General features: G+C 64.3%; 24 protein-coding genes. 6 read left to right on the plus strand and 18 right to left on the minus strand.

The features are described from left to right. The first annotated feature begins 60 nt into the window (after nt 1-60). A complete protein-coding gene (locus PP263_RS13985) occupies nt 61-1,077 on the plus strand; it encodes a succinylglutamate desuccinylase/aspartoacylase family protein (protein ID WP_308364182.1) in 1,017 nt (338 codons plus the stop codon). A gap of 89 nt (nt 1,078-1,166) precedes the next feature. On the opposite strand, the gene PP263_RS13990 is transcribed toward PP263_RS13985, so the two are convergent. The 14 genes from PP263_RS13990 to PP263_RS14055 form a co-directional block, all read right to left on the minus strand. Further along, nucleotides 1,167-2,363, minus strand: coding sequence for a lytic murein transglycosylase (locus PP263_RS13990; protein ID WP_308364183.1), 1,197 nt, complete (start codon nt 2,361-2,363; stop codon nt 1,167-1,169). An 83-nt stretch (nt 2,364-2,446) separates the two neighbouring features. Beyond that, on the minus strand, nt 2,447-3,094 hold the full coding sequence (locus PP263_RS13995) for a hemolysin III family protein (protein ID WP_308364184.1): 648 nt from the start codon (nt 3,092-3,094) through the stop codon (nt 2,447-2,449). A gap of 169 nt (nt 3,095-3,263) precedes the next feature. Continuing rightward, on the minus strand, nt 3,264-4,586 hold the full coding sequence (locus PP263_RS14000; RefSeq protein WP_308364185.1) for an adenylosuccinate synthase: 1,323 nt from the start codon (nt 4,584-4,586) through the stop codon (nt 3,264-3,266). Between the two features lie 133 nt (nt 4,587-4,719). Continuing rightward, nucleotides 4,720-5,904 carry an ATP phosphoribosyltransferase regulatory subunit gene (locus tag PP263_RS14005; protein ID WP_308364186.1) on the minus strand — a complete coding sequence of 395 codons (1,185 nt, stop codon included), beginning with the start codon at nt 5,902-5,904 and terminating at the stop codon, nt 4,720-4,722. A gap of 16 nt (nt 5,905-5,920) precedes the next feature. Then, nucleotides 5,921-6,121: a DUF2065 domain-containing protein gene (locus PP263_RS14010; protein ID WP_308364188.1), complete on the minus strand. Its 201-nt coding sequence runs from the start codon at nt 6,119-6,121 to the stop codon at nt 5,921-5,923. Between the two features lie 261 nt (nt 6,122-6,382). Continuing rightward, entirely contained in the window at nt 6,383-7,255 is an 873-nt protein-coding gene (hflC, locus tag PP263_RS14015) for a protease modulator HflC (RefSeq protein ID WP_308364189.1), read from the minus strand. A 12-nt stretch (nt 7,256-7,267) separates the two neighbouring features. Further along, entirely contained in the window at nt 7,268-8,410 is a 1,143-nt protein-coding gene (gene hflK / locus PP263_RS14020) for an FtsH protease activity modulator HflK (RefSeq protein WP_308364190.1), read from the minus strand. Between the two features lie 70 nt (nt 8,411-8,480). Beyond that, the gene (gene hflX, locus PP263_RS14025; protein ID WP_308364192.1) at nt 8,481-9,785 is read right to left on the minus strand and encodes a ribosome rescue GTPase HflX; all 1,305 of its coding nucleotides are present in this window, start codon (nt 9,783-9,785) and stop codon (nt 8,481-8,483) included. A gap of 105 nt (nt 9,786-9,890) precedes the next feature. Continuing rightward, entirely contained in the window at nt 9,891-10,181 is a 291-nt protein-coding gene (gene hfq / locus PP263_RS14030) for an RNA chaperone Hfq (protein ID WP_308364194.1), read from the minus strand. Nucleotides 10,182-10,345: 164 nt separating this feature from the next. After that, a complete protein-coding gene (gene miaA / locus PP263_RS14035) occupies nt 10,346-11,344 on the minus strand; it encodes a tRNA (adenosine(37)-N6)-dimethylallyltransferase MiaA (protein WP_308364195.1) in 999 nt (332 codons plus the stop codon). Between the two features lie 100 nt (nt 11,345-11,444). Further along, nucleotides 11,445-13,319: a DNA mismatch repair endonuclease MutL gene (mutL, locus tag PP263_RS14040; RefSeq protein ID WP_308364197.1), complete on the minus strand. Its 1,875-nt coding sequence runs from the start codon at nt 13,317-13,319 to the stop codon at nt 11,445-11,447. 120 nt (nt 13,320-13,439) lie between these two features. Beyond that, the gene (locus PP263_RS14045) at nt 13,440-14,741 is read right to left on the minus strand and encodes an N-acetylmuramoyl-L-alanine amidase (protein WP_308364198.1); all 1,302 of its coding nucleotides are present in this window, start codon (nt 14,739-14,741) and stop codon (nt 13,440-13,442) included. A gap of 40 nt (nt 14,742-14,781) precedes the next feature. Beyond that, nucleotides 14,782-15,267 (minus strand): tRNA (adenosine(37)-N6)-threonylcarbamoyltransferase complex ATPase subunit type 1 TsaE, encoded by a 486-nt coding sequence (tsaE, locus tag PP263_RS14050; protein WP_308364199.1) that lies wholly within the window; start codon nt 15,265-15,267, stop codon nt 14,782-14,784. Beyond that, entirely contained in the window at nt 15,267-16,763 is a 1,497-nt protein-coding gene (locus tag PP263_RS14055) for an NAD(P)H-hydrate dehydratase (protein ID WP_308364200.1), read from the minus strand. Before PP263_RS14055 ends, tsaE begins: the two co-directional genes overlap by 1 nt. Nucleotides 16,764-16,838: 75 nt before the next feature. On the opposite strand from PP263_RS14055, the gene queG reads away from it, so the two are divergent. Next, on the plus strand, nt 16,839-17,948 hold the full coding sequence (gene queG / locus PP263_RS14060) for a tRNA epoxyqueuosine(34) reductase QueG (RefSeq protein ID WP_308364201.1): 1,110 nt from the start codon (nt 16,839-16,841) through the stop codon (nt 17,946-17,948). Nucleotides 17,949-18,049: 101 nt separating this feature from the next. Here the strand turns inward: queG and orn are convergent, their stop codons facing one another. Beyond that, a complete protein-coding gene (gene orn / locus PP263_RS14065; protein ID WP_308364202.1) occupies nt 18,050-18,589 on the minus strand; it encodes an oligoribonuclease in 540 nt (179 codons plus the stop codon). 59 nt (nt 18,590-18,648) lie between these two features. Between orn and rsgA the strand changes: the two genes are divergently transcribed. From rsgA to asd, 3 genes are all read left to right on the plus strand, one after another. Further along, on the plus strand, nt 18,649-19,683 hold the full coding sequence (gene rsgA, locus PP263_RS14070) for a small ribosomal subunit biogenesis GTPase RsgA (RefSeq protein WP_308364204.1): 1,035 nt from the start codon (nt 18,649-18,651) through the stop codon (nt 19,681-19,683). Nucleotides 19,684-19,917: 234 nt separating this feature from the next. Then, nucleotides 19,918-20,721 carry a sulfurtransferase gene (locus PP263_RS14075; RefSeq protein ID WP_374693662.1) on the plus strand — a complete coding sequence of 268 codons (804 nt, stop codon included), beginning with the start codon at nt 19,918-19,920 and terminating at the stop codon, nt 20,719-20,721. A gap of 177 nt (nt 20,722-20,898) precedes the next feature. Next, complete coding sequence (gene asd / locus PP263_RS14080) at nt 20,899-21,750, plus strand: archaetidylserine decarboxylase (protein WP_308364206.1); 852 nt, start codon at nt 20,899-20,901, stop codon at nt 21,748-21,750. A 301-nt stretch (nt 21,751-22,051) separates the two neighbouring features. Here asd and PP263_RS14085 read toward each other — a convergent pair whose 3' ends face one another. Next, nucleotides 22,052-22,186: a hypothetical protein gene (locus PP263_RS14085; RefSeq protein ID WP_308364207.1), complete on the minus strand. Its 135-nt coding sequence runs from the start codon at nt 22,184-22,186 to the stop codon at nt 22,052-22,054. 12 nt (nt 22,187-22,198) lie between these two features. Here PP263_RS14085 and PP263_RS14090 point away from each other — a divergent pair, with 12 nt between their 5' ends. Then, nucleotides 22,199-22,606, plus strand: a complete 408-nt coding sequence (locus PP263_RS14090) for a hypothetical protein (protein WP_308364209.1) — start codon at nt 22,199-22,201, stop codon at nt 22,604-22,606. On the opposite strand, the gene PP263_RS14095 is transcribed toward PP263_RS14090, so the two are convergent. Both PP263_RS14095 and hemE read right to left on the minus strand, forming a co-directional pair. After that, nucleotides 22,557-23,924, minus strand: a complete 1,368-nt coding sequence (locus tag PP263_RS14095; RefSeq protein WP_308364211.1) for an HD domain-containing phosphohydrolase — start codon at nt 23,922-23,924, stop codon at nt 22,557-22,559. The two genes, PP263_RS14090 and PP263_RS14095, sit on opposite strands and share 50 nt — an antisense overlap. Nucleotides 23,925-24,062: 138 nt before the next feature. Further along, a complete protein-coding gene (hemE, locus tag PP263_RS14100) occupies nt 24,063-25,145 on the minus strand; it encodes a uroporphyrinogen decarboxylase (RefSeq protein ID WP_308364212.1) in 1,083 nt (360 codons plus the stop codon). Between the last annotated feature and the right edge of the window lie 127 nt (nt 25,146-25,272).

Raw genomic sequence — 25,272 nt, forward strand, 5'->3', positions numbered from 1 at the left:
ACTGACCCCAGCGCGGCCAGCGGCTGCCCTTACAGGACGAGAGGATTTTTCGGGACGACCATGACAGATGAATTCAGGATTGGCGGTGTAACGGTTGCCCCCGGTGAGACCCGGCGCATCGACCTGCCGGTGGTGCGCCTGTACACGGACACCGAAATGGCGATCCCGGTCCATGTGCATCGGGGTGGGAAATCCGGCCCCTGTATGTTCGTGTGCGCGGCGATCCATGGGGATGAACTCAACGGCGTGGAGATTATCAGTCGCCTGATCAACAGCCGCGCACTCAAATCCCTGCGCGGCACCCTGATCGCGGTGCCGGTGGTCAACGTGTACGGCGTGCTGGAACAATCCCGCTATCTGCCGGACCGGCGCGACCTCAACCGCTCATTCCCGGGTTCCGCCAAGGGCTCGCTGGCGGCGCGCATGGCCCACGTGTTTCTCGACGAGGTCGTCTCCAAGTGCGAGTACGGCATCGACCTGCACACCGGCGCTCTGCACCGCAGCAACCTGCCACAGATCCGCGCCAACCTGGACGACGGGGAAACCCGGGCCATGGCCAACGCCTTCGGCGTGCCGGTCCTGCTGAATTCCACCCTGCGCGACGGCTCCCTGCGCCACGCGGCGGCGGACCTGGGCGTGCGCATTCTCCTGTACGAGGCGGGCGAAGCGCTGCGCTTCGACGAACTGTGCATCCGCGCCGGAGTAAAAGGCATCCTCAATGTGCTGCGTCACTTGCGCATGCTGCCCCGGGGCCGCGCGCGCCACTCCATCGAACCCTATGTCGCCCGTCGCAGCGGCTGGCTGCGCGCCAGCGTCAGCGGCATCGTCAACCACAGGAAATCGCTTGGCGATCACGTGCGCAAGGGCGATCTGCTGGCCACCATCGCCGATCTCTATGGCTGCGAACTGGACCGGGTGCTGTGCGATGCGGATGGAATCATTATCGGCCGGCAGAATATTCCGCTGGTGCAGGAGGGTGAGGCCATGTATCACATCGCCTACTTTCACGAGCCCCACGAGGTGGCGGAGAGCCTGGGGATGCTGCAGGACAGCCTGTTGCCGGATGAGAATTTCTGATCTGGCGATAAAAAAATCTGCCGCTGATCCGCGATCTCCGGTGAACTATTCCACGGGTGATCACGGCCAACGGCCGCTCCTACAGGTAATTAGTTCTTGCGCAGCTGTTCCAGCACCTCCCTGCCCGGATAGCCCTGCACCTCCACGCCGATGCTCTTCTCGAATTCTTTGATTGCACCCCGGGTGCCGGGGCCCACCTTGCCGTCTATCTCGCCCTCATAAAAACCTTTTTGCTTCAGCAACCGCTGCAGCTCCTCGGTCTCCGCGCTGTCGATGGGGGTAAAGGGGCGTTGCCAGTCGTGTACCAGCCCGGGAGCGCCACCGATCCGGTCGGCGAGCAGGCCGATAGCTGTAGCGTAGCGATCCGAGTTGTTGTAGCGCTTGAGGACGAAGAAATTCTTGATCATCAGGAACGCGGGACCGCCGCGGCCATCGGGCAGTTTGAGTTCCGCTCTGTCATCCCTGCGCGGAAACCGCTGGCCGCGGACCCGTTTCACCCCGAGCTTTTCCCACTCGGCGATGGTGAGCGTGCCCGCGGGCAGCTTGCGCTCGGGAATGGTGACCTCATAGCCCCAGGTCCGCCCCCGCCGCCAGCCGTTTTTCTCCAGCAGGCTGGCGGCAGTGGCCAGCGCATCCGGCACCGAGTTCCAGATGTCCCGCTTGCCGTCGCCGTCCATATCCACCGCATAGGCCTGGTAGCTGGTGGGAATAAACTGGGTGTGCCCCATGGCGCCGGCCCAGGAGCCGGTGAGGTGGGTCTTGTCGATATCGCCGCTCTGCAGAATCTTCAGCGCCGCGAGCAGCTGGGTGCGGGCGAATTTCCCGCGCTTGGGATCGGCATAGGCCAGGGTGGCCAGGGAGCGGATCACATTGCGCATCACCTTTTCATTGCCCAGTACGTCCCCGTAACTGGACTCCACTGACCAGATGGCCAGCAGGATGTTCGGGTTCACCCCGAAGCGCTGTTCGATCCTGTTCAGCCAGGGCTGCAGCCTTTGCTTTTCCTCGCGCCCGCGCATAATCGCGCGCTTTTGCACCCGGTTGTCGAAGTACTGCCACACCGGCGCGACAAATTCCGGCTGGTAGCGGGCCTTTTCCAGTACCCACGGGTCCGGTGCAGTGATGCCCTCGAAAGCGCGATCATAGGTCTCGCCGGAAATGCCGCTGGCAATCGCGGTCTTGCGAAATTCCTTGATCCAGTCCTGAAATCCCTGATCGGCGGCCAACAGGAAGAAGGTGGCCAGGAAAACCAGCGACAGGCGGCGAAACTCTCGGGAGGGGAACATAGCGACTCCTTCAAAAGGGCTCGCTCAAGAGTAGGACGGAACGGCGCCGGCGAAAAGGCAAAGTCGCCGGGGTTGTGACGCGGTCAGGGAATCACATAGAACAGCACCGCAAAAAAGTGCAGCACGCCACCGGCGAGTACGAACAGATGCCAGATGGCGTGGTGGAAGCGCAGGCTGCGCCACAGGTAAAAGGCGATGCCGCCAGTGTAGCAGAGACCGCCCAGCACCAGCAGCCAGAGGCCGCCGGTTTCCAGACTGTCCATCAGCGGCTTGATAGCCGCGATCACCACCCAGCCCATCAGCGCGCTCAGGGTCACGGACAGCGCGCGTACTTTCTTCAGCGGGGTGAACTGAATCACCAGTCCCACCAGCGCCAGCCCCCAAATAATACCGAACAGCCACCAGCCCCAGGGCCCGCGCAGGGTAACCAGGGTAAAGGGCGTGTAGGTGCCGGCGATCAGCAGGAAGATAGAGGAGTGATCCAGGGTGCGCAGCACCTGCTTGGCGCGCTCGTGGGTGACACTGTGGTACAGCGTGGAGGCGCCGAAACAGAGGATCAGCGTGGCCGCGTAGACGCTGCTGCTGACGATATGCCAGGTGTCGCCGCGCAATGCGGCGTAGGCACAGAGCACGCCCAGCCCGGCGATGGCCAGTAGCGCACCCACCCCGTGGGTGACACTGTTGGCGACCTCTTCGGCGAAACTGTAGCGGGCGGTGGTGGTGGACGACATGGAATAACTCCCGGACCTGAAATTCCGCACCATCGAGTGTGTGGTACGGCCTTGTGACAAAAGTTCACCGGGCGTGAAACGGAGCGCCGAAGTGACCGATTGCCTAAAACTGGTCCATTATCATCCGCACCCGGAGGGCCGGGTGCAAGCCCTTATCGAGACCGCGAATTCACAGGCTGGGATTGTGAATGCCCATTTCACACAGCGCCGAGGATTCGCGCACGATGGTTTCGTTGCGATCCGGGCCGGTGGAGATGATATCGATAGGCGCGCCCACGAGCTCCTCGATGCGGGCGATATAGTCGCGCGCGGGCTGCGGCAGTTCCGCCTCGCGGCGCACGCCGAAAGTGCTTTCGCTCCAACCGGGCATCACTTCGTACTCCGGCTCCACGCCTTCCCAGCCGGCGGCGTCGAAGGGCACTGGTACTTCCTCGCCGGCGCTGTTGCGGTAGCCGGTGCATATCTTCACTTCCGGCAACCCGTCCAGCACGTCCAGTTTGGTCAGGCACAGGCCGGAGATACTGTTGATTCTGATCGCGTGGCGAACCGCCACCGCATCGAACCAGCCGGTGCGGCGCTGGCGGCCGGTGGTGGCGCCGAACTCGTGGCCCTTTTCGCCCAGGTGGCGGCCCACGTCACAGCCCAGCTCGGTCGGAAAAGGACCGCCGCCGACACGGGTGGTGTAGGCCTTGGTGATCCCCAGCACATAGTCCAGGTACAGGGGGCCGAAACCGGAGCCGGTGGCAGTGCCCCCGGCGGTGGTGTTGGAGGAGGTCACAAAGGGGTAGGTGCCGTGGTCGATATCCAGCAGGGAGCCCTGGGCGCCCTCGAAGAGGATATGTTCGCCGCGCTCGCGGGCGCAGTGCAGCATGTCCGCCACATCGGAGATCATCGGCACCAACTGGTCGCGCCACGCCGCTGCCTCGGCGATCATAGCGTCGTAGTCCACCGGGTCCACTTTGTAGTACTGGGTGAGGGAGAAATTGTGGTATTCGAGCAGTTCTTTCAGCTGTTCGCAGAAGTTATCCCAGTTGCACAGGTCCCCCAGCCGCAGGCCGCGGCGGGCCACTTTGTCCTCGTAGGCGGGACCTATGCCCCGGCCGGTGGTGCCGATGGCCTTGCTGCCGCGGGCCTTTTCCCGCGCCTTGTCCAGGGCCACATGCACCGGCAGGATCAGCGGGCAGGCCGGGGACAGGCGCAGGCGCTCGCGCACCGGCACGCCCTTGGCTTCCAGCTCGGTCATTTCCGCAATCAGGGCCTCCGGCGAGAGCACCACCCCGTTGCCGATCAGGCAGGTGACGCCGGGGCGCAGCACGCCGGAGGGGATCAGGTGCAGCACGGTCTTCTCGCCGTCGATCACCAGGGTGTGACCGGCGTTGTGGCCGCCCTGGAAGCGCACCACCAGCGCCACTTTTTCCGTCAGCAGGTCGACGATCTTGCCCTTGCCCTCATCGCCCCACTGAGTGCCCAGCACCACTACATTCTTGCCCATTTACGCGAATCTCGTCGTTAACTCAAATTCCACTGTAGGAGCGGCCGTTGGCCGCGATCGGGTTCAGGTTTACTCGAAAGAGTCGATCGCGGCCAACGGCCGCTCCTACAAAGCTCAATAAATCCCGGCTGTGTCAGCCGCGCGGCTTCACCACCCAGTCGCCATTTTCCAGTACCAGCTCCCGGTCGCAGCGGGCGAGCAGTTCGCCCTCGGCACCGTCCGGCAGCGCACCGATCACCACCTCACCCTGGCGGCGCAGTTTTTCCACCGCGCACCACAGAGCCTCGCCGTCACCCGCCGGTGCCAGTATGGCCCCGGCCTCGGGTCCAGCTTCCCTGCCCAGGGTGTTGAGCGCCACAAGGTCGGTACTGAACCCGGTGGCCGCCCGCTCGCGGCCGAACACCGCGCCGATGCCATTGTAGCGGCCGCCATTGGCCAGCGCCTGGCCGTGGCCGGGAGTGTAGGCGGCGAACACCAAACCGGTTTCGTAGTCGTAACCGCGTACTTCGCTCAAATCGAAAAACAGTTCCACCGCGGGGTAGCGCTGGACCAGGGAGTCCGCAACGCGCTGCAGGTCCGCCAGCGCCTGGCCGAGGGGGGCCGGGGCGCCGTCGAAGAGTTCTCGCGCGTGCGCCAGGCATTCGCGGCCGCCGGCCAGCCTCGGCAGTTCGCGCAGCCAGGCCGCCGCGCGGGGCTCGCTGACATTGTCGGCCACCCAGCGCTGGATATCGGCGCTGGCCTTGCTCTGCAGCAGGGCGAACAGCTCCCGCCACTGCTCCTCATCCAGCCCCGCCACCTGTGCCAGGCTGCGGTAGATGGCCACATGGCCGAGGTCCAGGTGAATCTGCTGCACGCCGGCGGCGAGCAGGCTCTCCAGCATCAGGGAGATGACTTCGAGGTCCGCCCCCAGACTTTCCACACCGTAGAGTTCCGCTCCGATCTGGATGGGCGCGCGCGAGCCCAGCGGGGTGCGCGGACGGGTGTGCAGTACCTGTCCGGCGTAGCAGAGGCGATTGGCGCCGGCGCGTGGGAAACTGTGGGCGTCGATGCGCGCGGCCTGGGGAGTGATGTCCGCGCGGATGCCGAGGGTGCGGCCTGACAACTGGTCGGTGACCTTGAAGGTGCTGAGTTCCAGTTCGCGGCCCATGCCAACCAGCAGGGAATCGGTGAACTCCACCATGGGTGGAATAACCAGTTCGTAACCCCAGCTGTGGTAGAGGTCCAGCAGGCGGCGGCGCAGGGTTTCTATCTGCACGGCATCGGCGGGGAGGATTTCCGCGATGCCATCCGGCAGCATCCAGCGATCGGCTCGGGTCATAGTGAAAAAGCTGTCATCAACGCAGTAAGTAGAGGAGGGCCAGGCCGGCCAGCATGCAGACCAGTCCCGCGGTGCGCAGGCTGCGGTTGTCCACAGTCGCCAGCCGCTGCACCAATCGGCGCCAGCGCTCGGGATAGAGGAAGGGCAGCAGCCCCTCGATTATCAGCAGCAGGCAAAACGCCCGCGCCAGTTCTTCCCACACGGTCTCGTCCCACACACAAAAGCGCCGGGGCACTTTCGGCCAGATCCCCCAGGTACCGGCAGCACAGGGCGGATTCCGCCCCACAACAAAACGGCGGGGATTGCCGTTCTGAACAGCCGCAGGCTGTCCACAGGGTGAGGGTCCTGGATGGCCCACATTAAAAAACCGGGCGGCGGCCCGGTTTGCGTGATTTTACCATCAAGTGTTTGCGGGGAGGTAGGGGTTTCGGCCCGCGCGCGGAGTTGGAGCTCCGCGGTCCCGGATCCCCGCAAAAAGCTACCTGCCCTCAGGGTCCTTCAGGTAGCGGAAGAACTCGCTCTCCGGATCCACCAGCAGCATGTCCGACTTATCGTTGAAGGACGACTTGTAGGCCTGAAGGCTGCGGGTGAAGCGGTAGAACTCCGGGTTCTTGTTAAAGGCTCCCGCATAAATGGCCGCGGCTTCCGCGTCGCCGGCACCGCGGATCTCCTCCGATTGGCGATAGGCCTCGGCCTGGATCACCACCTTCTGGCGATCGGCATCGGCACGGATGCGCTCACTGGCCTCCTCACCCTTGGCGCGGTGGTCGCGGGCCTCCAGTTCCCGCCCGGCGCGCATGCGCTGGAACACCGACTCGGACACCTCCGGCGGCAGGTCGATACGCTTCACGCGCACGTCAATCACCTCCACCCCCAGGTTCGTCTGCGCCACCTCGTTGAGGTTCTTGGTGATATCCGCCATCAACTGGTCCCGCTGGCCGCTGACCACCTCGTGCAGGTCGCGCACGCCGAACTGGTTGCGCAGGCGGTCGTTGATCTGCTCCGCCAGCAGGCGCACTGCATTGCTCTGGTCGCCGCGGGTGGCGACGTAGAAGCGCGCCACGTCGAAGATGCGGTACTTGGCGTAGGAGTCCACCATCATGAACTTGTTTTCCATGTTCAACATGCGCACCGGGCTGGAATCCACCGTCTGGATACGCGCGTCGAACTTGCGCAGTTCGTGCACCAGCGGAAGCTTAAAGTAGAGGCCGGGCTCGTAGTCGGTGCGGACCAGTTCACCAAACCTCAGCAGCACCGCCTTTTCGGTTTCCTTGACCACAAAGGCGCTGGAGGAGATCGCCAGCACTGCGAGCAGCAGCGCGGCAACAATAACCAGTGTTCTGTTGTTCATTCCCTCACCCCCTTAGCGGACATTCTGGCTGCGGCGGCTGTTGGCGGCCTCGGTGCGCAGGCGGTCGACCACCCGCTGGTAGATCTCGTCGATCACTACCGGTGATACTTCCCTGCCCTGCACGGCCTGGGCGCCGCTCTCCCGGCCCAGCTTATCCAGGGGCAGGTACATCATGTTGTTGCCCCCCTCCACGTCGACCATCACTTTCGAGGCGCTGGCCATCACCTGCTCTACCGCGTCCAGGTACAGGCGCTCGCGGGTGACCTGAGGGGCGCGCTCGTATTCGGCGAGCAGCTTCTCGAAGCGCACCGCTTCACCGCGCGCGCTCTCCACCACACGGGATTTGTACGCTTCGGCCTCCTCGATGATCCGCTGCGCCTGACCGCGGGCCACCGGAATCACCTGGTTGGCGTAGGCCTGGGCTTCGTTCTGCAGGCGCACCTCGTCCTCGCGCGCCTTGGTGACATCGTCGAAGGCATCCTGTACTTCCCGCGGCGCCTTGGCGTCGGTGAGGTTGACCACATCGATGCGGATGCCGGTCTGGTAGAGATCCAGGTAATCCTGCAGGCGCTTTTCGGTGTCGGCGGACACCTCGGTACGCTTCTGGGAAATGACCCCGTTGAGGCTGGTGGAGCCCACCACGTGGCGCAGGGCGCTGTCGGTGGCCTCCTGCAGACTCTTCAGCGGATCGCGCACGCGCAGCACATAGGACTCCGCATTGTCGACATGCCACTGCACGGTGAGCACCACGTCGACGATATTGGCATCCTCGGTGAGCATCTGCCCGGTGGTGCGCTCGGTGCGCACCTCGGTCATATTCACCTTGGTGACGCTGTCGACCAACGGTGGATTCCAGTGCAGGCCGGCGGTCTCGGTGGTGTGGTATTTGCCCAGGCGCAGTACCACCGCGGCCTGGTTGGCGTTGACCTGGTAGAAGCCCAGCAGGCCATAGAGCACCGCCAGCACGATGATCACCAGCATCCAGGGAAACCTGCCCTGGTCGCCGGCGCCTGAGCCGGGACCACCACCGAACAGGCTGTTCAGCTTCTGCTGCAGCTTGCGCAACAACTCATCCAGGTCCGGCGGGCCACCCCCTTTGCGGTTGCCACCGCCCCAGGGATCCTTGTTGTTACCACCCGGTTCGTTCCAGGCCATTTAGATACTCCAACTCTGATCGTTAACCTTTATCGCTCGAGGCGAGATTCTAGCATTGTTCAGCACGGAATTACGGCCGTTCCTCGGGCTGCCAACGCGGCCCCTCGTCCCCACCGGCATAGGGCGCCAGCAGGCGCTGCAGGTCGCTGCGGGGCAGCAGCAGTTGCAGCTCGCAGTCGCCATTGTCGCGGAAATGCTCATTTTGCACCGCGTTGATCTCATACAGCTGCGCCCGCAGGCGCGACTGCTGCGGGCGGGTCACCAGCAGCCCGCTCACCATCTGCTCGCCCAGGCGCTCGGCGACGGCCTCGATCAGGAGGTCGCAGCCCGCACCGCTGGCGGCGGACAGCCACACGGCGCGGGGCACTCCGCGGTCGTCCCGCTCTATGCGCGGCTCACTGTCTTCGAGCAGATCTATTTTGTTATACACCACCAGTTGCGGCAGGTCGCCGGCGTCGATTTCCGCCAGCACATTCTGTACCTCTTCCATCAGATGTAGCCGGTCCTCCGCCGAGGCGTCCACTACGTGCAGCAGCAGGGTCGCGCTGGCGGCCTCCTCCAGGGTGGCCCGGAACGCCTGCACCAGTCGGTGCGGCAGGTGGGAAACGAAGCCCACGGTGTCCGCCAGGATCATCGCGCCGACACTGGGCAGCTCCACCCGGCGCATAGTGGGGTCCAGGGTGGCAAACAGCTGGTCGCGCACATAGACATCCGCGTCGGTAAGGCGGTTGAACAGGGTGGACTTGCCGGCGTTGGTATAGCCCACCAGAGAGACGGTGGCCACCTCGGCCCGGGAGCGGGCTCGACGGCCCTGCTCGCGCTGGCGACGCACCTTTTCCAGCTTCTTCTCAATGGAATCGATGCGCGCGCGCAGTAGCCGGCGGTCGGTTTCCAACTGGGTCTCGCCGGGACCGCGCAGGCCGATACCGCCCTTCTGCCGCTCCAGGTGAGTCCAGCCGCGAACCAGGCGGGTGGCCATATGGCGCAGTTGCGCCAGCTCCACCTGCAGCTTGCCCTCGTGGGTGCGGGCGCGCTGGGCGAAGATATCCAGAATCAGCCCGGTGCGGTCCAGCACCCGGCAGCGCAGCTCTCTTTCGAGATTGCGTTCCTGGCTGGGGGACAGGCTGTGGTCGAAGATCACCAGTTCAGCGCCGTGCTCCTCTACTGCCCCCTGGATTTCCTCCAGCTTGCCGCGGCCGACAAAAGACTTGGGGTCCGGCGCGGAGCGCTGGCCGAAGATAAAGGCCACGGGATCGGCGCCGGCGGACAGGGCCAGTTCCTCGAATTCACGCGGATCGTCTGGACTATCGACAGCGGACAGCTCCAGGTGCACCAGCACCGCGAGCTCTCCGGATTCCGGTCGGTCAAAAAACAAAGGTAACTCTCGTTTCAGAAGGCGGGAGGCAGGGGCCGGCAGACAGATGGCCGTTTGGCCTCTGTCCACTGGCCCCCAGCCGGGAGGTGTCGGGTTGCGATGGGATCAGCCGAAGGTTTCCCGCTCGCCACCGTCCCCCTGGCCCTCCATGCCGGCCCCCTGCTGTGCCGCCGGGTTGAGCAGCGGCACGCGCACCGCACGGGACGGCACTACAGTGGAGATGGCGTGTTTGTATACCATTTGGCTGACGGTGTTTTTCAGCAGAACCACAAACTGATCAAAAGATTCTATTTGCCCCTGAAGCTTGATGCCGTTAACCAGATAGATTGAAACCGGGATGCGCTCTTTGCGCAGTACGTTAAGGTAAGGGTCTTGTAAGCTGTGCCCTTTTGACATCTTTTTTCTCCTTGTCAAAATAAAGCGCGTTGTGCAGTCAATAACCGTGCCCGCGCAAGCCGCGAGCCAAGCAGATTGGTTGAATGCGTACAAAAAAGAGCCGGAAGTTGCCGGACTCGTGAAAAACTGACTGAGTAGGTCTCGCCCACAGACGTTATGGCTGCTCAGGTGAGAAATTTCAAGGCTTCCGCCAATATTTCGTCATTTTTGCGCACTCGGCCGTCGGGCTCCTGCGCGTAAACACCCGCCAGGTCCGGCCAGCGGCGCAGCCAGGTCAGCTGGCGTTTGGCCAACTGGCGGGTGGCGGCGATTCCCGCCTCAACCATCTCGTCATAGCCGATTTCATCCTCCAGGTACTGCCACACCTGGCGATAGCCCACCGCGCGGATCGCCGGCAGGTCCGGATGCAGGTCGCCGCGGTCGCGCAGCGCCGCCACCTCCTCCACCAGGCCCTCCTCCAGCATACGCCGGAAGCGCCGGGCGATGCGCTCGTGCAGCAGGGCCCGGTCCCGCGGCAGCAGGGCCAGCTGCCTCAACTGGTAGCGCCCGGCCACCGATTCCCGGTGCTGTTCGCGGCGCAGCTGCGAGAGGGGCTTGCCGGTCAACCGGTAAACTTCCAGGCCGCGCTCGATACGCACCGAGTGATTGGGGTGCAGTTCGGCGGCCAAGTCCGGATCCACCTGCGCCAACTCCCGGTGCAGCGCCGGCCAACCCTCCTTCGCCGCGCGCGCCTCGATTTCCGCTCGCACCGCGGGATCGGCTGTGGGTAACTCCGCCATGCCGTGCAATAGAGCGCGAAAATACAGCATGGTTCCCCCCACCAGCAGTGGAATTTTTCCCGCCGCCGTAATTTCCGCCATGGCCGCCAGCGCGTCCTCTCGGAAGCGGCCGGCGGAATAGGCCTCACCGGGATCGCAGATATCGATCAGCCGGTGGGGATGGCGCGCCAGCTCTTCCGCCGAAGGCTTGGCGGCACCGATATCCAACCCGCGGTAGACCTGTGCCGAGTCCACACTGATCAGCTCCACCGGCAGATGGTCGGCGAGCGCCATGGCCAGGTCGGTCTTGCCTGATGCCGTCGGCCCCATCAGGAAAATGGCCTGCGGCAATGCGGAATGCGGAATGCGGAATGCGGAATCCTCTTCCTCACCACCATTCCGCATTCCGCATTCATGGAGCACATCCCTGTGCTCCACCCGCTTCGCGGGTAGCCTTCGGCTATGCAAATTTATTCCTGACAAATTTGTCATCATTCCGCATTATTCACTGCCCCCGCATAAACCACTTGTCCATATCCGTCAGCTTTACCTGCGTCCAGGTCGGCCGGCCGTGGTTGCACTGGCCACTGCGCTCTGTGCGCTCCATATCCCGCAACAGGGCATTCATCTCCGGCACGGTCAGGCGGCGGTTGGCGCGTACTGAGCCGTGGCAGGCCATGGTGGACAGTATCTCGTTGATGCGCTCGCCGATGCGGTCGCTGCCGCCCTGGGCCAACAGGTCCGAGAGCACGTCGCGCACCAGCTGTTCCACCGGCGCACCGTGCAGCATCGTCGGCACTTGGCGCACCAGAAGGGTTTCCGGTCCGGCCCGCTGCAACACAAAGCCCAGCGACGTAAACACCTCGCTGCGCTCCTCGAAGCAGTCCGCCTCGCGCTGGCTTACCGCGAGGCTAACCGGCACCAGCAGCGGCTGCGCGCGAACACCGCCGCCGGCGTGGGCGGCCTTCATCTGTTCGTAGACGATACGCTCGTGGGCCGCATGCATATCCACCACGATCAGGCCCTGCTCGTTCTGGGCCAGGATGTAGATGCCGTGGAGCTGGGCCAGGGCGTAGCCGAGGGGCGGCGTTCCCTCTTCGCCGGTTTCAGGCGGGAGCGCGGAGCTGCCCGGGACCGAGCTCCAGCTCGGCGGGCGCTGCGCCGCAACGCCCGATTGCGAGAAGGCCGGAGGTGCAGCTTCGGCCACCCCGGTGTATGGCTGATGCAGAGTGCCGTAATTCTGCATCTGCTGCTGCAGATCCCCCGGCGAAGGTCGGGAAGACAGCGGCATTTTCTGCTGGCCGGCGAATTCGCCGGCGGCGATACCGCTGACGGTTTCGGTTTCCGGCTGTTCGCGCTCCTCCCGCTGCCCGGGCCTGACGTCCGCCAGCGCCCGGTGGAGGGAACCGAACAGGAAGTCGTGCACCAGCCGGCTGTCGCGAAAGCGCACCTCGTGCTTGGTGGGGTGCACGTTCACGTCCACCGAGGCCGGGTCCAGTTCCAGGTAGAGCACGAACGCCGGATGGCGGCCGTGGTAGAGCACGTCGGCAAAGGCGCGGCGCACCGCGTGGCTCACCACCTTGTCGCGGATGGCGCGGCCGTTGACGTAAAAGAACTGCAGGTCCGCCTGGGAGCGGGAGAACGCCGGTTCCGCCACCCAGCCCCACAGGCGCAGGCCGTTGCGCTCCACGTCGATATGCAGCGCGTTCTGCATAAACGCCGGGCCGCACAGCTGCGCCACGCGCCGCTCCATCTCCACACGCCCTCTGCCGGCGCGCAGGTTGTGCACTCCCTTGCCATTGTGGCGCAGGCTGATGGACACGTCGAAACGGGACAGCGCCAAGCGTTTGACGGTGTCGTCGATGCGGTTGAATTCGGTTTTCTCGGTGCGCAGGAACTTGCGCCGCGCCGGGGTATTGAAGAAGAGATCGCGCACATCCACGGTGGTGCCGCGAGGGTGCGCCGCCGGGGCCAGCTGCGCCTGCATCTCGCGGCCCTCCGCGCTGACCTGCCAGCCCTTGCCGGATTCGTCGCGGCTGCTGGTCAGCTGCAGGCGCGCCACTGAGGAAATACTGGCCAGCGCCTCACCGCGAAAACCCAGGGTAGCCACCGACTCCAGATCCTCCAGTGCGTGGATCTTGGAGGTGGCGTGGCGGGCCAGGGCCAGGGCCAGGTCTTCCTTGTCGATGCCCTTGCCGTTATCGCGTATCCGGATGCGCTTGATACCGCCGCTGTCGATATCCACTTCCAGCCGCGTGGCACCGGCATCGAGACTGTTTTCCAGCAGTTCCTTGATTACTGACGCAGGTCGCTCCACCACTTCGCCGGCGGCGATCTGGTTGGCGAGACGGGGGGATAATTGCCGGATTTTGTCGGACATAAAAATTACAAACAAGTTAGCGGGAACAGCCCCTGTAGGAGCGGGCCATGCCCGCGATCGAACTCTGTTCGCGGGCATGGCCCGCTCCTACGGCATTTTTCGTATTCAGAGACCAACCCTTCAGCCGGACGGGATGGTCAGGGTCTGCCCCACACGAATCACCGTGCTGTCTATACCGTTGGCCTCTTTCAGCGAGCCAACGGAGACATTGTATCGCGCGGCGATGCCGGAGAGAGTGTCGCCGCGAGCAATGGTGTGGCGGCGATCCACCTTGTCGCGGTTGGCGGACAGCCAGCTGCCAACCGGCGGGCGCGCGGTGAAGTGCGCCACTATACCCTCGCTGAGTTTTTCCGCCAGTTGGCGCTGGAAATCCGGGTCGCGCAGGCGCCGCGCTTCCTGGGGGTTGGTAATGAAACCGGTCTCCACCAGGATCGAGGGTACGTCCGGCGAGCGCAGCACGGCAAAGTTGGCCTGCTCCACCCGTTTTTTGTGCAGATGGGTAAAACCGCCAATGGCGTCCAGTACGCTGGCACCGATATCCAGGCTGGCGTTCATGGTGGCGGTCATGGACAGGTCCAGGAGTACGCCGGCCAGGGTGTCGTCCTTGTCGCCCAGGTTCAGGCTGCCGGCACCGCCGATCAGGTCGGACTCGTTCTCCCGCTGGGCCAGGAAGCGCGCCGTCTCACTGGTGGCGCCGCGGGAGGACACCGCGTAGACGCCGGCACCGCGGGCATTCTTGTTGTGGAAGGCGTCCGCGTGGATGGAGACAAAAAGATCGGCGCGCAGCTCGCGGCCTTTCCTCACCCGATCGATGTGTGGAATGTAGTAGTCACCGGTGCGCACCAGCTTGGCGGAGAAGCCGCGTTTTTGGCCGATGCTTTTGTGCAGCGCCTTGCTGATCGCCAGCACCACATCCTTCTCGCGCAGGCCACCGGGGCCCAGCGCTCCCGGGTCCTCGCCGCCGTGGCCGGCGTCGATGGCGATCACGATATCCCGCTCCCGGCTCACCTGCTGCAGAGTCTTTTCCTCGCTCTGCACCTGGTCGTAGAGATCGATCACGAGCCGGTCCGGCAACTGCTCGTGGCGGCGCAGGGCAAAGCTGCGCGGCTTGACCTGTTGCTTGAGGTCCAATACCACGCGTAGGTCTTTTTTGTTGTGGCGGCCGTGGCGCAGGCGCTCGATGGGGGTGCCTTCCAGTTGCAGTTCATCCAACTGCGCGCCCAGGCTGGTGCCCTCCACATCGATCACCACCCGGTGGGGACCGCTCAGGGTGAACAGCTTGTGTTCCGCGGGCCCGCTCAGGTCGAACACCAGGCGCGTGTGGTCCGGCGCGCGCCACAGGCGCACCCCTTCCACTTCCGTCGCGGCCTGCGCCGCGAGGGTAAAGAACACCGACAGCGCGAGAGTTAAAGCCCTGATCATTGTTCCGCTATTCCTTTGCAACTCTTTTATATGGCAACTTTTATAGCAACTTTTGCACCGCCGCCAGGACGGTCGAACCGGCCTCCGATTGCGTTCGCAGATGCAGTTGCCGGCCGCGGCCGGCCACCTCCAGTTCCGCCAGCAGGTCCGCGTCCGGCAGCACACCGGCGCCGCGCTCCGGCCACTCCACCAGGCTCAGGCTGTGCGGGGTGAAGTAGTCCCGCACCCCCATAAACTCCAGTTCCTCGGCATCCCCCAGGCGGTACAGGTCGAAATGGAAGACCCGCTGCGCACCCAGCTCGTAGGGCTCCACCAGGGTGTAGGTGGGGCTCTTGACCGACCCCCGGTGGCCGAAGGCACGCAGTACACCGCGGCAGAAGGTGGTTTTGCCTGCGCCCAGCTGTCCGTGTAGAAACACCACCAGACTGTCCCGCAGGCCGGTTGCCAGGCAGGCGCGGCCCAGTGCCTCGCCCGCGGCCACGGTCGCCTCTTCGTCCGCCAGTTGCAACTTCAGTTCCACTGTCATCAATCCACCAGGCGCCGCACCCAGGGCAACAGGTCGGTGGCCAGCAGGCCGCGCTGACCGTCTTCCGCCGCGCAGTTGCCCGCCTCGCCATGCAGCCATACCGCCAGCCGCGCCGCCTCTACGATGTCCATTCCCTGGCCAATCAGCGCGGCGACGACGCCGGTAAGCAGATCGCCCATACCGCCGGAGGCCATGCCCGGGTTGCCGCTGTTGATCAGGTCCACGCCACCGGCGTGGGCGATCAGGGTACCGGCGCCCTTTAGTATCACCACGCCGCTGAATTTCTGCTGAATTGCAATCGCCGCCGCGCGGGGGTCCGCGAGAACTTCAGCCGTGTCGCAATCCAACAGCCGCGCGGCCTCGCCCACGTGAGGGGTGAGCACCCAGTCGTCCCGCTTCAGGCCCGCCAGCACCCTGCCGCCGGCGAGAATATTCAATGCATCCGCATCCAGCACCATGGGCGCCTGCGCGCGCCCGGCGCGAGCCAGCAATTGCTCTCCCCAGGGCGCGCGGCCGAGGCCGGGGCCCACGGCGATCACGTCGGGGGATTCCAGCAGCGGCTCCAGTTCCTGGCCGGAGATCACTGGGCGGGCCATTACTTCCGGGCAGCGGGTGAGCGCCGCGGGCAGGTGCTCCGGTCGCGTGGCCAGGGAGATAAGGCCGGCGCCGGCGCGGGCCGCCGACTCCGCCGCCATCAGCGCGGCGCCGCCAAAACCGCTGTCACCGCCGACGATCAGGATATGGCCGTACTGGTTTTTGTAACTGTCCGCCGCGCGCCGCGGCAGCCGCGCCAGGCTGTCGCTGTCGTAGCGCCGAACCAGGGGCTGTAAATCGCCGTACACACTGTCCGGCGCGCCCAGGCTCTCGAATACCACCTCGCCGCAGAGCGCGGGGCCGCGACCACAGTGGAGACCAAACTTGCGGCCGATAAAGGTGACGGTGGCATCCGCTCGCACCGCCTGCTCCGCGGCGCCGGTATCGGCGCTGAGACCGGAGGGGATATCCACCGCCAGCACAGGGCCTGTGGCGCGGTTGATCCGCTCCACCGCGGCGGCCACATTTTCGCGCAGCGGTCCCTCAAAACCAGTGCCCAGCAGCGCATCCACGATGACGGTATCGCCGTCGTCCGCATCCATTTCCAGCAGGGAGGTCACGATGTGGGCGCCCTCGCGCCCGGCGAAGCGGCTGGCCTCCAGCGCGTCGCCCTTCAGCTCGTCCGGCGCGACGCAGGCGTAGACGGTCACCGGTATCTGCTTCTGTGCCGCCAGCGCGGCGATCACATAGCCGTCACCGCCGTTGTTGCCGCCGCCGCAAAATACCTGCAGCCGCTTCGCTTCCGGCCAGCGCCGCTGAAGCTCGGCAAAGGCGGCACGGCCGGCGCGCTTCATTAGTGCGATGGCGGGAATGTCCAGCGCCGCCATCGCCCGGCGGTCGAGTTCCCGCACCGATTCTGCGCTGTACAGGGGTTGTGGCGGGGCGGAGGGCTGGATATGCATGGGGCTCCCGATACGGTTAAAAAGTAATCTGTGGCAAAATGGGCGAAATTATACCGCTCCTCGCTTAAACACTCGATGACAGCTTCCCAACTCCCCGAGCTGGCGGCCCAGATTAAAATCTGGGGCCGCGAGCTGGGTTTCCAACAGATCGGCATCACCGACTGCCACCTGGAGCGGCACGGCGAGCGCCTGCGCGAGTGGCTGGCGGCGGGCTACAACGGCGATATGGGGTGGATGGGCGCCCACGGGGAAAAGCGCTGGCGGCCGGAGCTGCTGCAGCCGGGCACCCTGCGCGCGATCAGCGCGCGGCTCGACTACCTGCCGCCGGATACCCAGCCGGTGCGGGTGTTGAAGGATTCCAGCAAGGCCTATGTGTCCCGCTACGCCACCGGGCGGGACTACCACAAGCTGATCCGCAAGCGCCTCGCGCAACTGGCGCAGAAAATCGACGACTGGTGCGAGGAACACGGCATCGAATCCGCCGGCCGCGCCTTCACCGACAGCGCCCCGGTGATGGAGCGCGCGCTGGCGGAAAAAGCGGGACTGGGCTGGATCGGCAAGAACTGTATGGTGATCAACTCCGGCGCCGGCTCCTGGTTTTTCCTCGGCGAGATCTACACCAACCTGGCGCTGCCGGTGGACGGGAGCGAAGAACCAAACCAATGCGGCGACTGCACCGCCTGCCTCAAGGTCTGCCCCACCGATGCCTTTGTCGGCCCCTATCAGCTGGACGCGCGCCGCTGTATTTCCTATCTCACCATCGAGAACAAGGGCGCGATTCCCGAGGAATTCCGCGAACCCATGGGCAACCGGGTCTTCGGCTGCGACGACTGCCAGATCATCTGCCCCTGGAACAAATTCGCCAAACCCACCGCCGAAGGGGATTTCCACCCGCGCCACGGCCTGGACGACGGCGACCTGCTGCAATTATTCCGCTGGAGCGAGGAGGAGTTCCTGCGCAGGACCGAGGGCTCGGCGATAAGGCGTATCGGCTACGAGCGCTGGCAGCGCAACCTGGCGGTGGCGCTGGGTAATGGTGAAGCGACTGCGGAGGTGATTGCGGAACTGGAGAATGCGCTGCCGGGGGCGACACCGCTGGTGGCGGAGCATATCGAGTGGGCCCTGGTGCGGCTGCGCAGCGGGCGGCGGCGCAGGCGCAAGGTGAGGCGAGTGATTAGTGGTTAGTGTAGGAGCGGCCCATGGCCACGATCGGCATTGCTTCGTAGCTCCTCCGATCGCGGCCATGGGCCGCTCCTACAGGGTGCAAATATCCAAGCCCCGGATTATTACACCCGGAAAAAATGCTCCCGGTAGTGTTTCAGTTCCTCGATGGAATCGCGGATATCGTCCAGCGCCAGGTGCCGGCTCTCCTTCTTCACCCCCTCCAGCACATCCGGGCGCCAGCGCCGCGCCAGTTCCTTGACCGTGCTCACGTCCAGGTTGCGGTAGTGGAAGTAGTTTTCCAGCTGCGGCATATACTTCACCAGGAAGCGGCGGTCCTGGCCGATGGAGTTGCCGCACATGGGCGAGGCGCCCTCCGGCACCCAGTGGCGCAGAAACTCCAGGGTCTCCCGCTCCGCCTCCCGCTCGGAGATGTGCGATTCCTTCACCCGCGCCACCAGCCCGGAGCCGCCGTGCTGCTCGGTGTTCCAGTCGTCCATCGCCGCGAGCAGCGCGTCGCTCTGGTGAACCACCATCGCCGGCCCCTCGGCGAGGACGTTCAGGCGCGAGTCGGTGACGATGGTGGCGATCTCGATGATGCGCTCTTTTTCCGGATCGAGACCGGTCATCTCCAGGTCGATCCAGATCAAATTGTTCTGATCCACGGGGGCCTCCTTGTAGCAAGTCAGAGCAAGTTACCGTATCGCTGTATAATCCGCCAACTATGAGTAAACGCAAATTGAACCGGCGCCAGCAGTGGCGTATCGCCAAGATCCAGCAGGAGCGGGAGGCGCGCGCGCGCAAGCGCACGGAGGGCACCGAGCAGTTCGCGGAGGAAGGCGACCTGGGGCCGGAGCAGACCGGGTTGGTAATCGCCAACTACGGCACCCAGGTGCTGGTGGAAAGCGACGCCGACCCCGAGCTGCGCCAACGCTGCCACCTGCGCGCCAATATCGAGACCCTGGTCACCGGCGACCGGGTGGCCTGGTGCCCGGCAACCGGCGGGGCCAGCGGCGGCTGCGGCGTGGTGGGTGCGCGCCTGGCGCGCCACTCGGAGCTGCAGCGGCCGGATCGCTATGGTGAACTCAAGACCGTAGCCGCCAATATCGACCGCATACTGATCGTGATCGCCCCCTACCCCGAACCCTACGCCAACGCCATCGACCGCTACCTGGTGGCCGCCGAAGCCACCGGCATAGCGCCGATGCTGCTGCTCAACAAGATCGACCTGATCGACAGAGACAATGAGGCGGCGCTAACCGACCTGCTGCAGCCCTATCCCGGCCTGGGTTACCCGGTGTTGCGCCTGTCCACCCGCACTGGCGAGGGGTTGCCGCAACTGCTGGAAACCCTGGCCCGGGGCACCAGCGTGTTCGTGGGCCAGTCCGGGGTTGGCAAGTCCTCACTGATCAACGCGCTGCTGCCCTCCGCCGGGGCGCGCACCGGCGAACTCTCCCCGGCGACCCAGAAAGGCACCCACACCACCACCGCCGCGGAACTCTTCCACCTGCCCAGCGGCGGCGATCTGATAGACTCCCCCGGCATCCGCGAGTTCGGCCTCTGGCATATGAGCGAAGCGCAACTGCTGGAGGGCTTTGTGGAATTCCGCCCGTTTATCGGACACTGTCGCTTCCGCGACTGCCGCCACCAGGGTGAACCCGGCTGCGCCATCAGCGCGGCACTGCTGCGCGGGGAAATCAGTGAGCGGCGCATGGACAGTTTTCTGCATTTGCGCAATAGCATTAACCTGGAAGGTTAATGCTTCGGCACACGGAAGTGCCGACATTGGCCGCAGGCCAATGCGAGTATCGCCAAAGTCAGCAAGTCCGCGCAATTGTGAAGCCCGTCCTTGGGCTTCACCCTGCGGGTCAGCTAAAGCTGACCAAAATCGCTCCCAGCGTTTTTGTGCGCCAACTTTGGCGATACGACAATTAAATAGTTCAGGAGAACTATTTAATTATTAGATGGATTGCCTGGAATCGGAGAAATAATTTTGAGTGAACTGCCCCTGATTATTGAGCCAGAGGAACTGGCCGCGCAGCTGGAGCGCGAGGATTTATTGCTGGTGGACCTGAGCTCCGCACAGAACTACGCCGCTGGGCATATTCCCGGCGCGCTGCACCTGCCGTTTCAGGCTCTGATGGCGGGCACGCCGCCGGCGCCGGGCAAGCTGCCGGACCAAGAGCGACTAATGGAGGTATTCCGCGCCCTGGGTCTGCGCCGGTCGCACCATGTGGTCGCCTTCGACGACGAGGGCGGCGGCTGGGCCGGGCGCTTTCTGTGGACCCTGGAAGTGATCGGCCACAGAGACTACAGCTTTCTCAACGGCGGCATGCACGCCTGGCGCGGCGCCGGACTGCCGCTGTCAAATGAACCGGTGCAATCCGAGCCAAGCGATATCGACATCGATGTCGACACCACACCGCTTATGGAGGCGGAGGAAATAAAGCGGCACTTGAACGATGAGGATTTTCTCGTGTGGGACGCGCGCTCGCCGGAGGAATACCGCGGCGAGCGGGCGCAGGCGCTGAAGGGCGGCCATATTCCCGGCGCGGTCAACTGCGAGTGGACCTGGCTAATGGACCCGCAGCGGGACCTGCGCATCCGCACCGATGCGCGCGAATTTCTCGCCGGACTCGGCATCGATGGCAGCCACAAAATCGTCACCCACTGCCAGAGTCATCACCGCTCCGGTTTCACCTGGCTGGTGGGCAAATCCCTCGGCTTCGATATCCGCGCCTATCCCGGCTCCTGGAGTGAGTGGGGAAATCTGCCGGACACACCGGTTGAACAATAAAACGGGACTCGGGACTCGGGACTCGGGACTCGGGACTCGGGACTCGGGACTCGGGACTCGGGACTCGGGACTCGAAAAGAATAATTGAGTCAGAGCCGCCACCGCCCTCTCCTACGCGGTAGGGGAGGCGAGCAGCTACATGAACAAAGTAGAATTTAAACGGATCACACTAACTCTATGCACCCCAAACTGTTTACCACACTGCAATACCTGGCCCCGCAACGGGCCCTGTCCCGCGCCGCCGGCTGGCTGGCGGAAACCCGCATCAAGGCGATCAAGGATCCCTTCACCCGCTGGTTCGTGGGCAAATACGATGTGGATATGACCGAGGCAGAGCAGCCGGACTGCACCGCCTACCGGAGTTTCAACGAATTCTTTACCCGCGCCCTGAAAGAGAGCGCACGCCCGATCGTCGAAGGGGAAAGCGCCCTCGCCTGCCCCGCAGACGGCGGAGTCAGCCAGTTGGGGGAAATTCACAACGGGCGCATCTTCCAGGCCAAAGGCCACGATTTCAGCCTGCTGGAGCTGGTGGGCGGCGATACGGGCACCGCGGCAAAGTTTACCGGCGGCCACTTCGCCACCGTGTACCTGTCGCCGAAGGATTACCACCGGGTACATATGCCGATTGCCGGTACCCTGAAGAGCATGACCTATGTGCCGGGCCAATTGTTTTCGGTCAATACCGTGACCGCGAAAAATGTACCGCGGCTCTTCTCGCGCAACGAGCGGGTGGTGTGCCTGTTCGACACCGCTGTCGGCCCCATGGCCGTGATTCTTGTGGGCGCGATGATTGTGGCCAGTATCGAAACCGTATGGGCCGGGCTGGTGACCCCGCACAAGCGCCAGGTGCGCACCACCAATTACGACGACAATACGCCGGTTCACCTTGAAAAAGGCGAGGAGATGGGCCGCTTCAAACTGGGCTCCACGGTGATCCTGCTGTTTGGCGCCGACCGGGTTCGCTGGCTGGAAACGCTACAGGCGGAGAGCCAGGTGAAGATGGGGCAACACCTCGGCGACCTGATTTAGTGGTGCGCACGGCGCACCCTACCCACTGATCCCGTCAAAAGCGTCCCGCAAGCGGGGCGGGGCAACTACTCTTTCGAGCCCGGGCTGTAATTCACACCCCGGCTCACCGACCAACAGCCACTGCGACCGATGTTCAGGCTGTAGAAAAACTCGAGCACTTCTTGAAGTGGCAAATTTTTCGTGCGGAGAGTGCTCTGAAATGCTTTTCGCCATACAAAACAGGTCCAGAATTCACGTAGGAGCGCGATTTTCTGGGCAAAATATAACCAGAACGAAAGGCCGGAGTTTTTCTACAGCCTCGTTACCCGCTTTTATTCGCCACAACGGAAATCTCGCCTTTTTCGCCCTGCTCGCCGTAGCCGCATCCGGTTTCGGCCAGACATTTTTTATCTCGATTTTCGGCATTGCGCTGCGCGCCGAGTTTTCCCTCAGCCACGCTCACTACGGCATGATTTACAGCGGCGCCACGCTCGCCTCTGCCCTGGCGCTGATGCCGATGATTGCCGGCCTGCTGTTGCTGTCTCTGCGCGGGGACGGCTGGGTGCCCTATGCCTACCTGACCCTGCTCGGCATCACCCAGGCAGGCACAGGCACCGCCGGCGGCGCCCTCTGGCCGGAGCGCTACGGCAGTCGCCACCTGGGAGCTATCCGCTCCGTCTCCCAGGCGGCGATGGTATTGGCGACGGCGGTGTCACCGCTGGTGGCGGGCGTACTGCTGGATCGGGGAATTAGCGTCGAAGCGCTCGCGGGCCTGCTGGCCGCACTGGTGCTCCTGTCGGCACTGCTGACGCTGCTGGTGCGACCCCTCAGCGTTTCAGCAGGCGGGAGAGGAAATTCGGCAACCGCTGCCGGCTGACCAGATAGCCATCGCGCACAGCGGCCACATCCACCTGGGGGAAGCGGCTGGGCTCCAGGTCCTGCACGATAGTGACCCCATCGCAGGGAGCGAGTTTGCCGCGCTCGATCAGCTTTTGCCTGCGATCGTCGTCCGCGGCCATATCGAACAACCGGGCCTCCGGCAGCGGCCGCTTGTCCCGGTCCAGCACCACCATCACTTTCGGCTTCAGGCGCCGCTGATAGGTCTGCTCCACCACCACCGCCACTTCGCCGGTGGAGAGCTCCACCTGGGTACCGGTGGGATAGAGGCCGATGGACTGGATAAACTCCACCGTCAACTGCTCGTTGAAGGCAATACCCCGCCGGTCGTACAGCTGCGTCACCGCCCGGGACGGTGCGGCCGGGGATTCCACTCCGCGGGGATTGGTGATTTCGTCGTAGTAGGTAACGATGCCGCACATGCGCGCCAGCACCGGAATCCGGTCGCCGCGCAGCCCGCGGGGGTAGCCGCTGCCGTCGTGCCGTTCACAATGGCAGTGGACGATATCGAGTACCTGGGAATCCATATCCGCATCCGCCGACAGCATTTGCACGCTGTGGTCGACGAACCTGCGGTATTCCAGCTCGGCCCGTGGCTCCCGCTTCGCCGCCCGCAGCACCTCGGGGCTGAGACGCAGCTTGCCCACGTCCTTGAGCAGTGTGGCCGTCGCCAACTGCGTCAGTTCGCGGCGGCGCAGGCCGATATGGCGGCCGAATACCAGCGACCAGATACTGGCGCGCACCGAGTGGCTGTAGGTATGCTCGTCCTTCTCCCGCACCCGCGCCAGCCAGGCGAAGGCGTCGGGGCTGCGCAGCACGCTCTCCACAAGATCTTCCACCACTTTATTGATCTGTTTCAGTGGCAGCGGCCCGTCGCTGCGAATCTGCGCCATCACCTGATCCATACCGCTCAATATCTGCCGGTGCAGACTGCGGGCATTGCCGGCCTCGCTCTGCACCGGCGCGGGAGCCGGGTAGGTATCGTGGGAAACCTGCACCGGGCGGCAGGGAATGACCGGGGCGGGGCGGCGGTTGCGCGTTCCCTCGGTGGCAGAATTTCCCCTGGGGACATCAGTGCGACTCAGCCGGCGCAGCCTGACCCCCACATCGCCGACGCTCTTGATCACGTCCACGTAAACGAAGCGGCAAAATTTCTGCAGCTGGCGGATTTCCTCCAGGTCGCGAATATAGAAGCCTTGCAAAACAAAGGGAGTGCGCGTCCACGGCCGGTCGAGCCGGGACACGAACATGCCGCGCTGCAGGTCCTCTACCAAGACTTTCGCCTGTTCAATCGCCACGCTGTTACCGCCGGATAAGGTGGGTAGGGAGGGAAGCAGAAGTGAAGCTCCACCGGGCTCATTTATAACACGGCGGTATGGCTATCGGCACACGGTAAAAATGTGAACAAAGTCACAAAAACAAATTGCCACCTGTCTCTATTTGGAGTGGTACTGGGGCGACAGTTCCAATACTGCCTCGATCATCACCCGCGCGTGCTCCGGATCCACCTGCGGCGTGATACCGTGACCCAGATTGAAGATATGCCCCGGACCCCGGCCGTAGGATTCCAGCACCGCGGCCACCTCGGCGCGGATGCGCGCCGGCTCCGCCAACAGCACCGCCGGGTCCAGGTTGCCCTGCAGTGCCACCCTGTCGCCAACCCGGGCGCGGGCGCCGCGCAAATCAGTAGTCCAGTCCAGCCCCAGGGCACTGGCGCCGGTGTCCGCCATCGCCTCCAGCCACTGGCCGCCGCCCTTGGTAAACAGGATCGCCGGCACCGGGCGGCCGTCCGCCTCCTTGATCAGGCCCTGCAGGATACGCGCCATATATTGCAGGGAGAACTCGCGGTAGGCGGAGTGGCTGAGGGCGCCCCCCCAGGTATCGAAGATCTGCACCGCCTGGGCGCCGGCGCGGATCTGCGCATTCAGGTAATCGGTTACCGAATCCGCCAGCACCGACAACAACTGGTGCATCAGCTCGGGGCGGCTGTAGAGCATCTCCTTGCAGCGGGCGAAATCCCGGCTGGAGCCGCCCTCCACCATGTAGGTGGCGAGGGTCCAGGGACTGCCGGAAAAGCCGATCAGCGGCACCCGGCCGTTCAGCTCGCGGCGGATGGTGGACACCGCGTTCATCACGTAATCCAGCTGCCGCTCACTGTCCACCACCTCCAGTGCCTCGATATCCGCGGCGGTGCGTAGCGGCTTGCGGAATTTTGGGCCCTCGCCTTCCTCAAAATAGAGGCCCAGGCCCATCGCATCGGGAATGGTGAGAATGTCCGAAAACAGAATGGCCGCGTCCAGCGGGTAGCGCTCCAGCGGCTGCAGGGTGACCTCGCAGGCCAGCTCGGTGTTGCGGCACAGATCCAGAAAACTGCCCGCCCTGGCCCGGCTGGCGCGGTACTCCGGCAGATAACGGCCCGCCTGGCGCATCATCCACACGGGGGTGCGGTCTACTGGCTGGCGCTGCAGGGCGCGGAGGAAGCGGTCGTTTTTCAGTTCGGAGGGCTTGGATTCGGGCATGGACTGCACAACGGGCTGGCTAAAAAGGCGGCTATTGTACAGAGGACCGAGGGGCTAAGTAAGAGAGGGGCAAGGATAGTTCGATCAAAGCAATGAGCTTGACGCGAAGGCCCCGCTGCCGGGGACT

This window comes from Microbulbifer sp. TB1203 (genome assembly GCF_030997045.1).
GTDB lineage: Bacteria > Pseudomonadota > Gammaproteobacteria > Pseudomonadales > Cellvibrionaceae > Microbulbifer.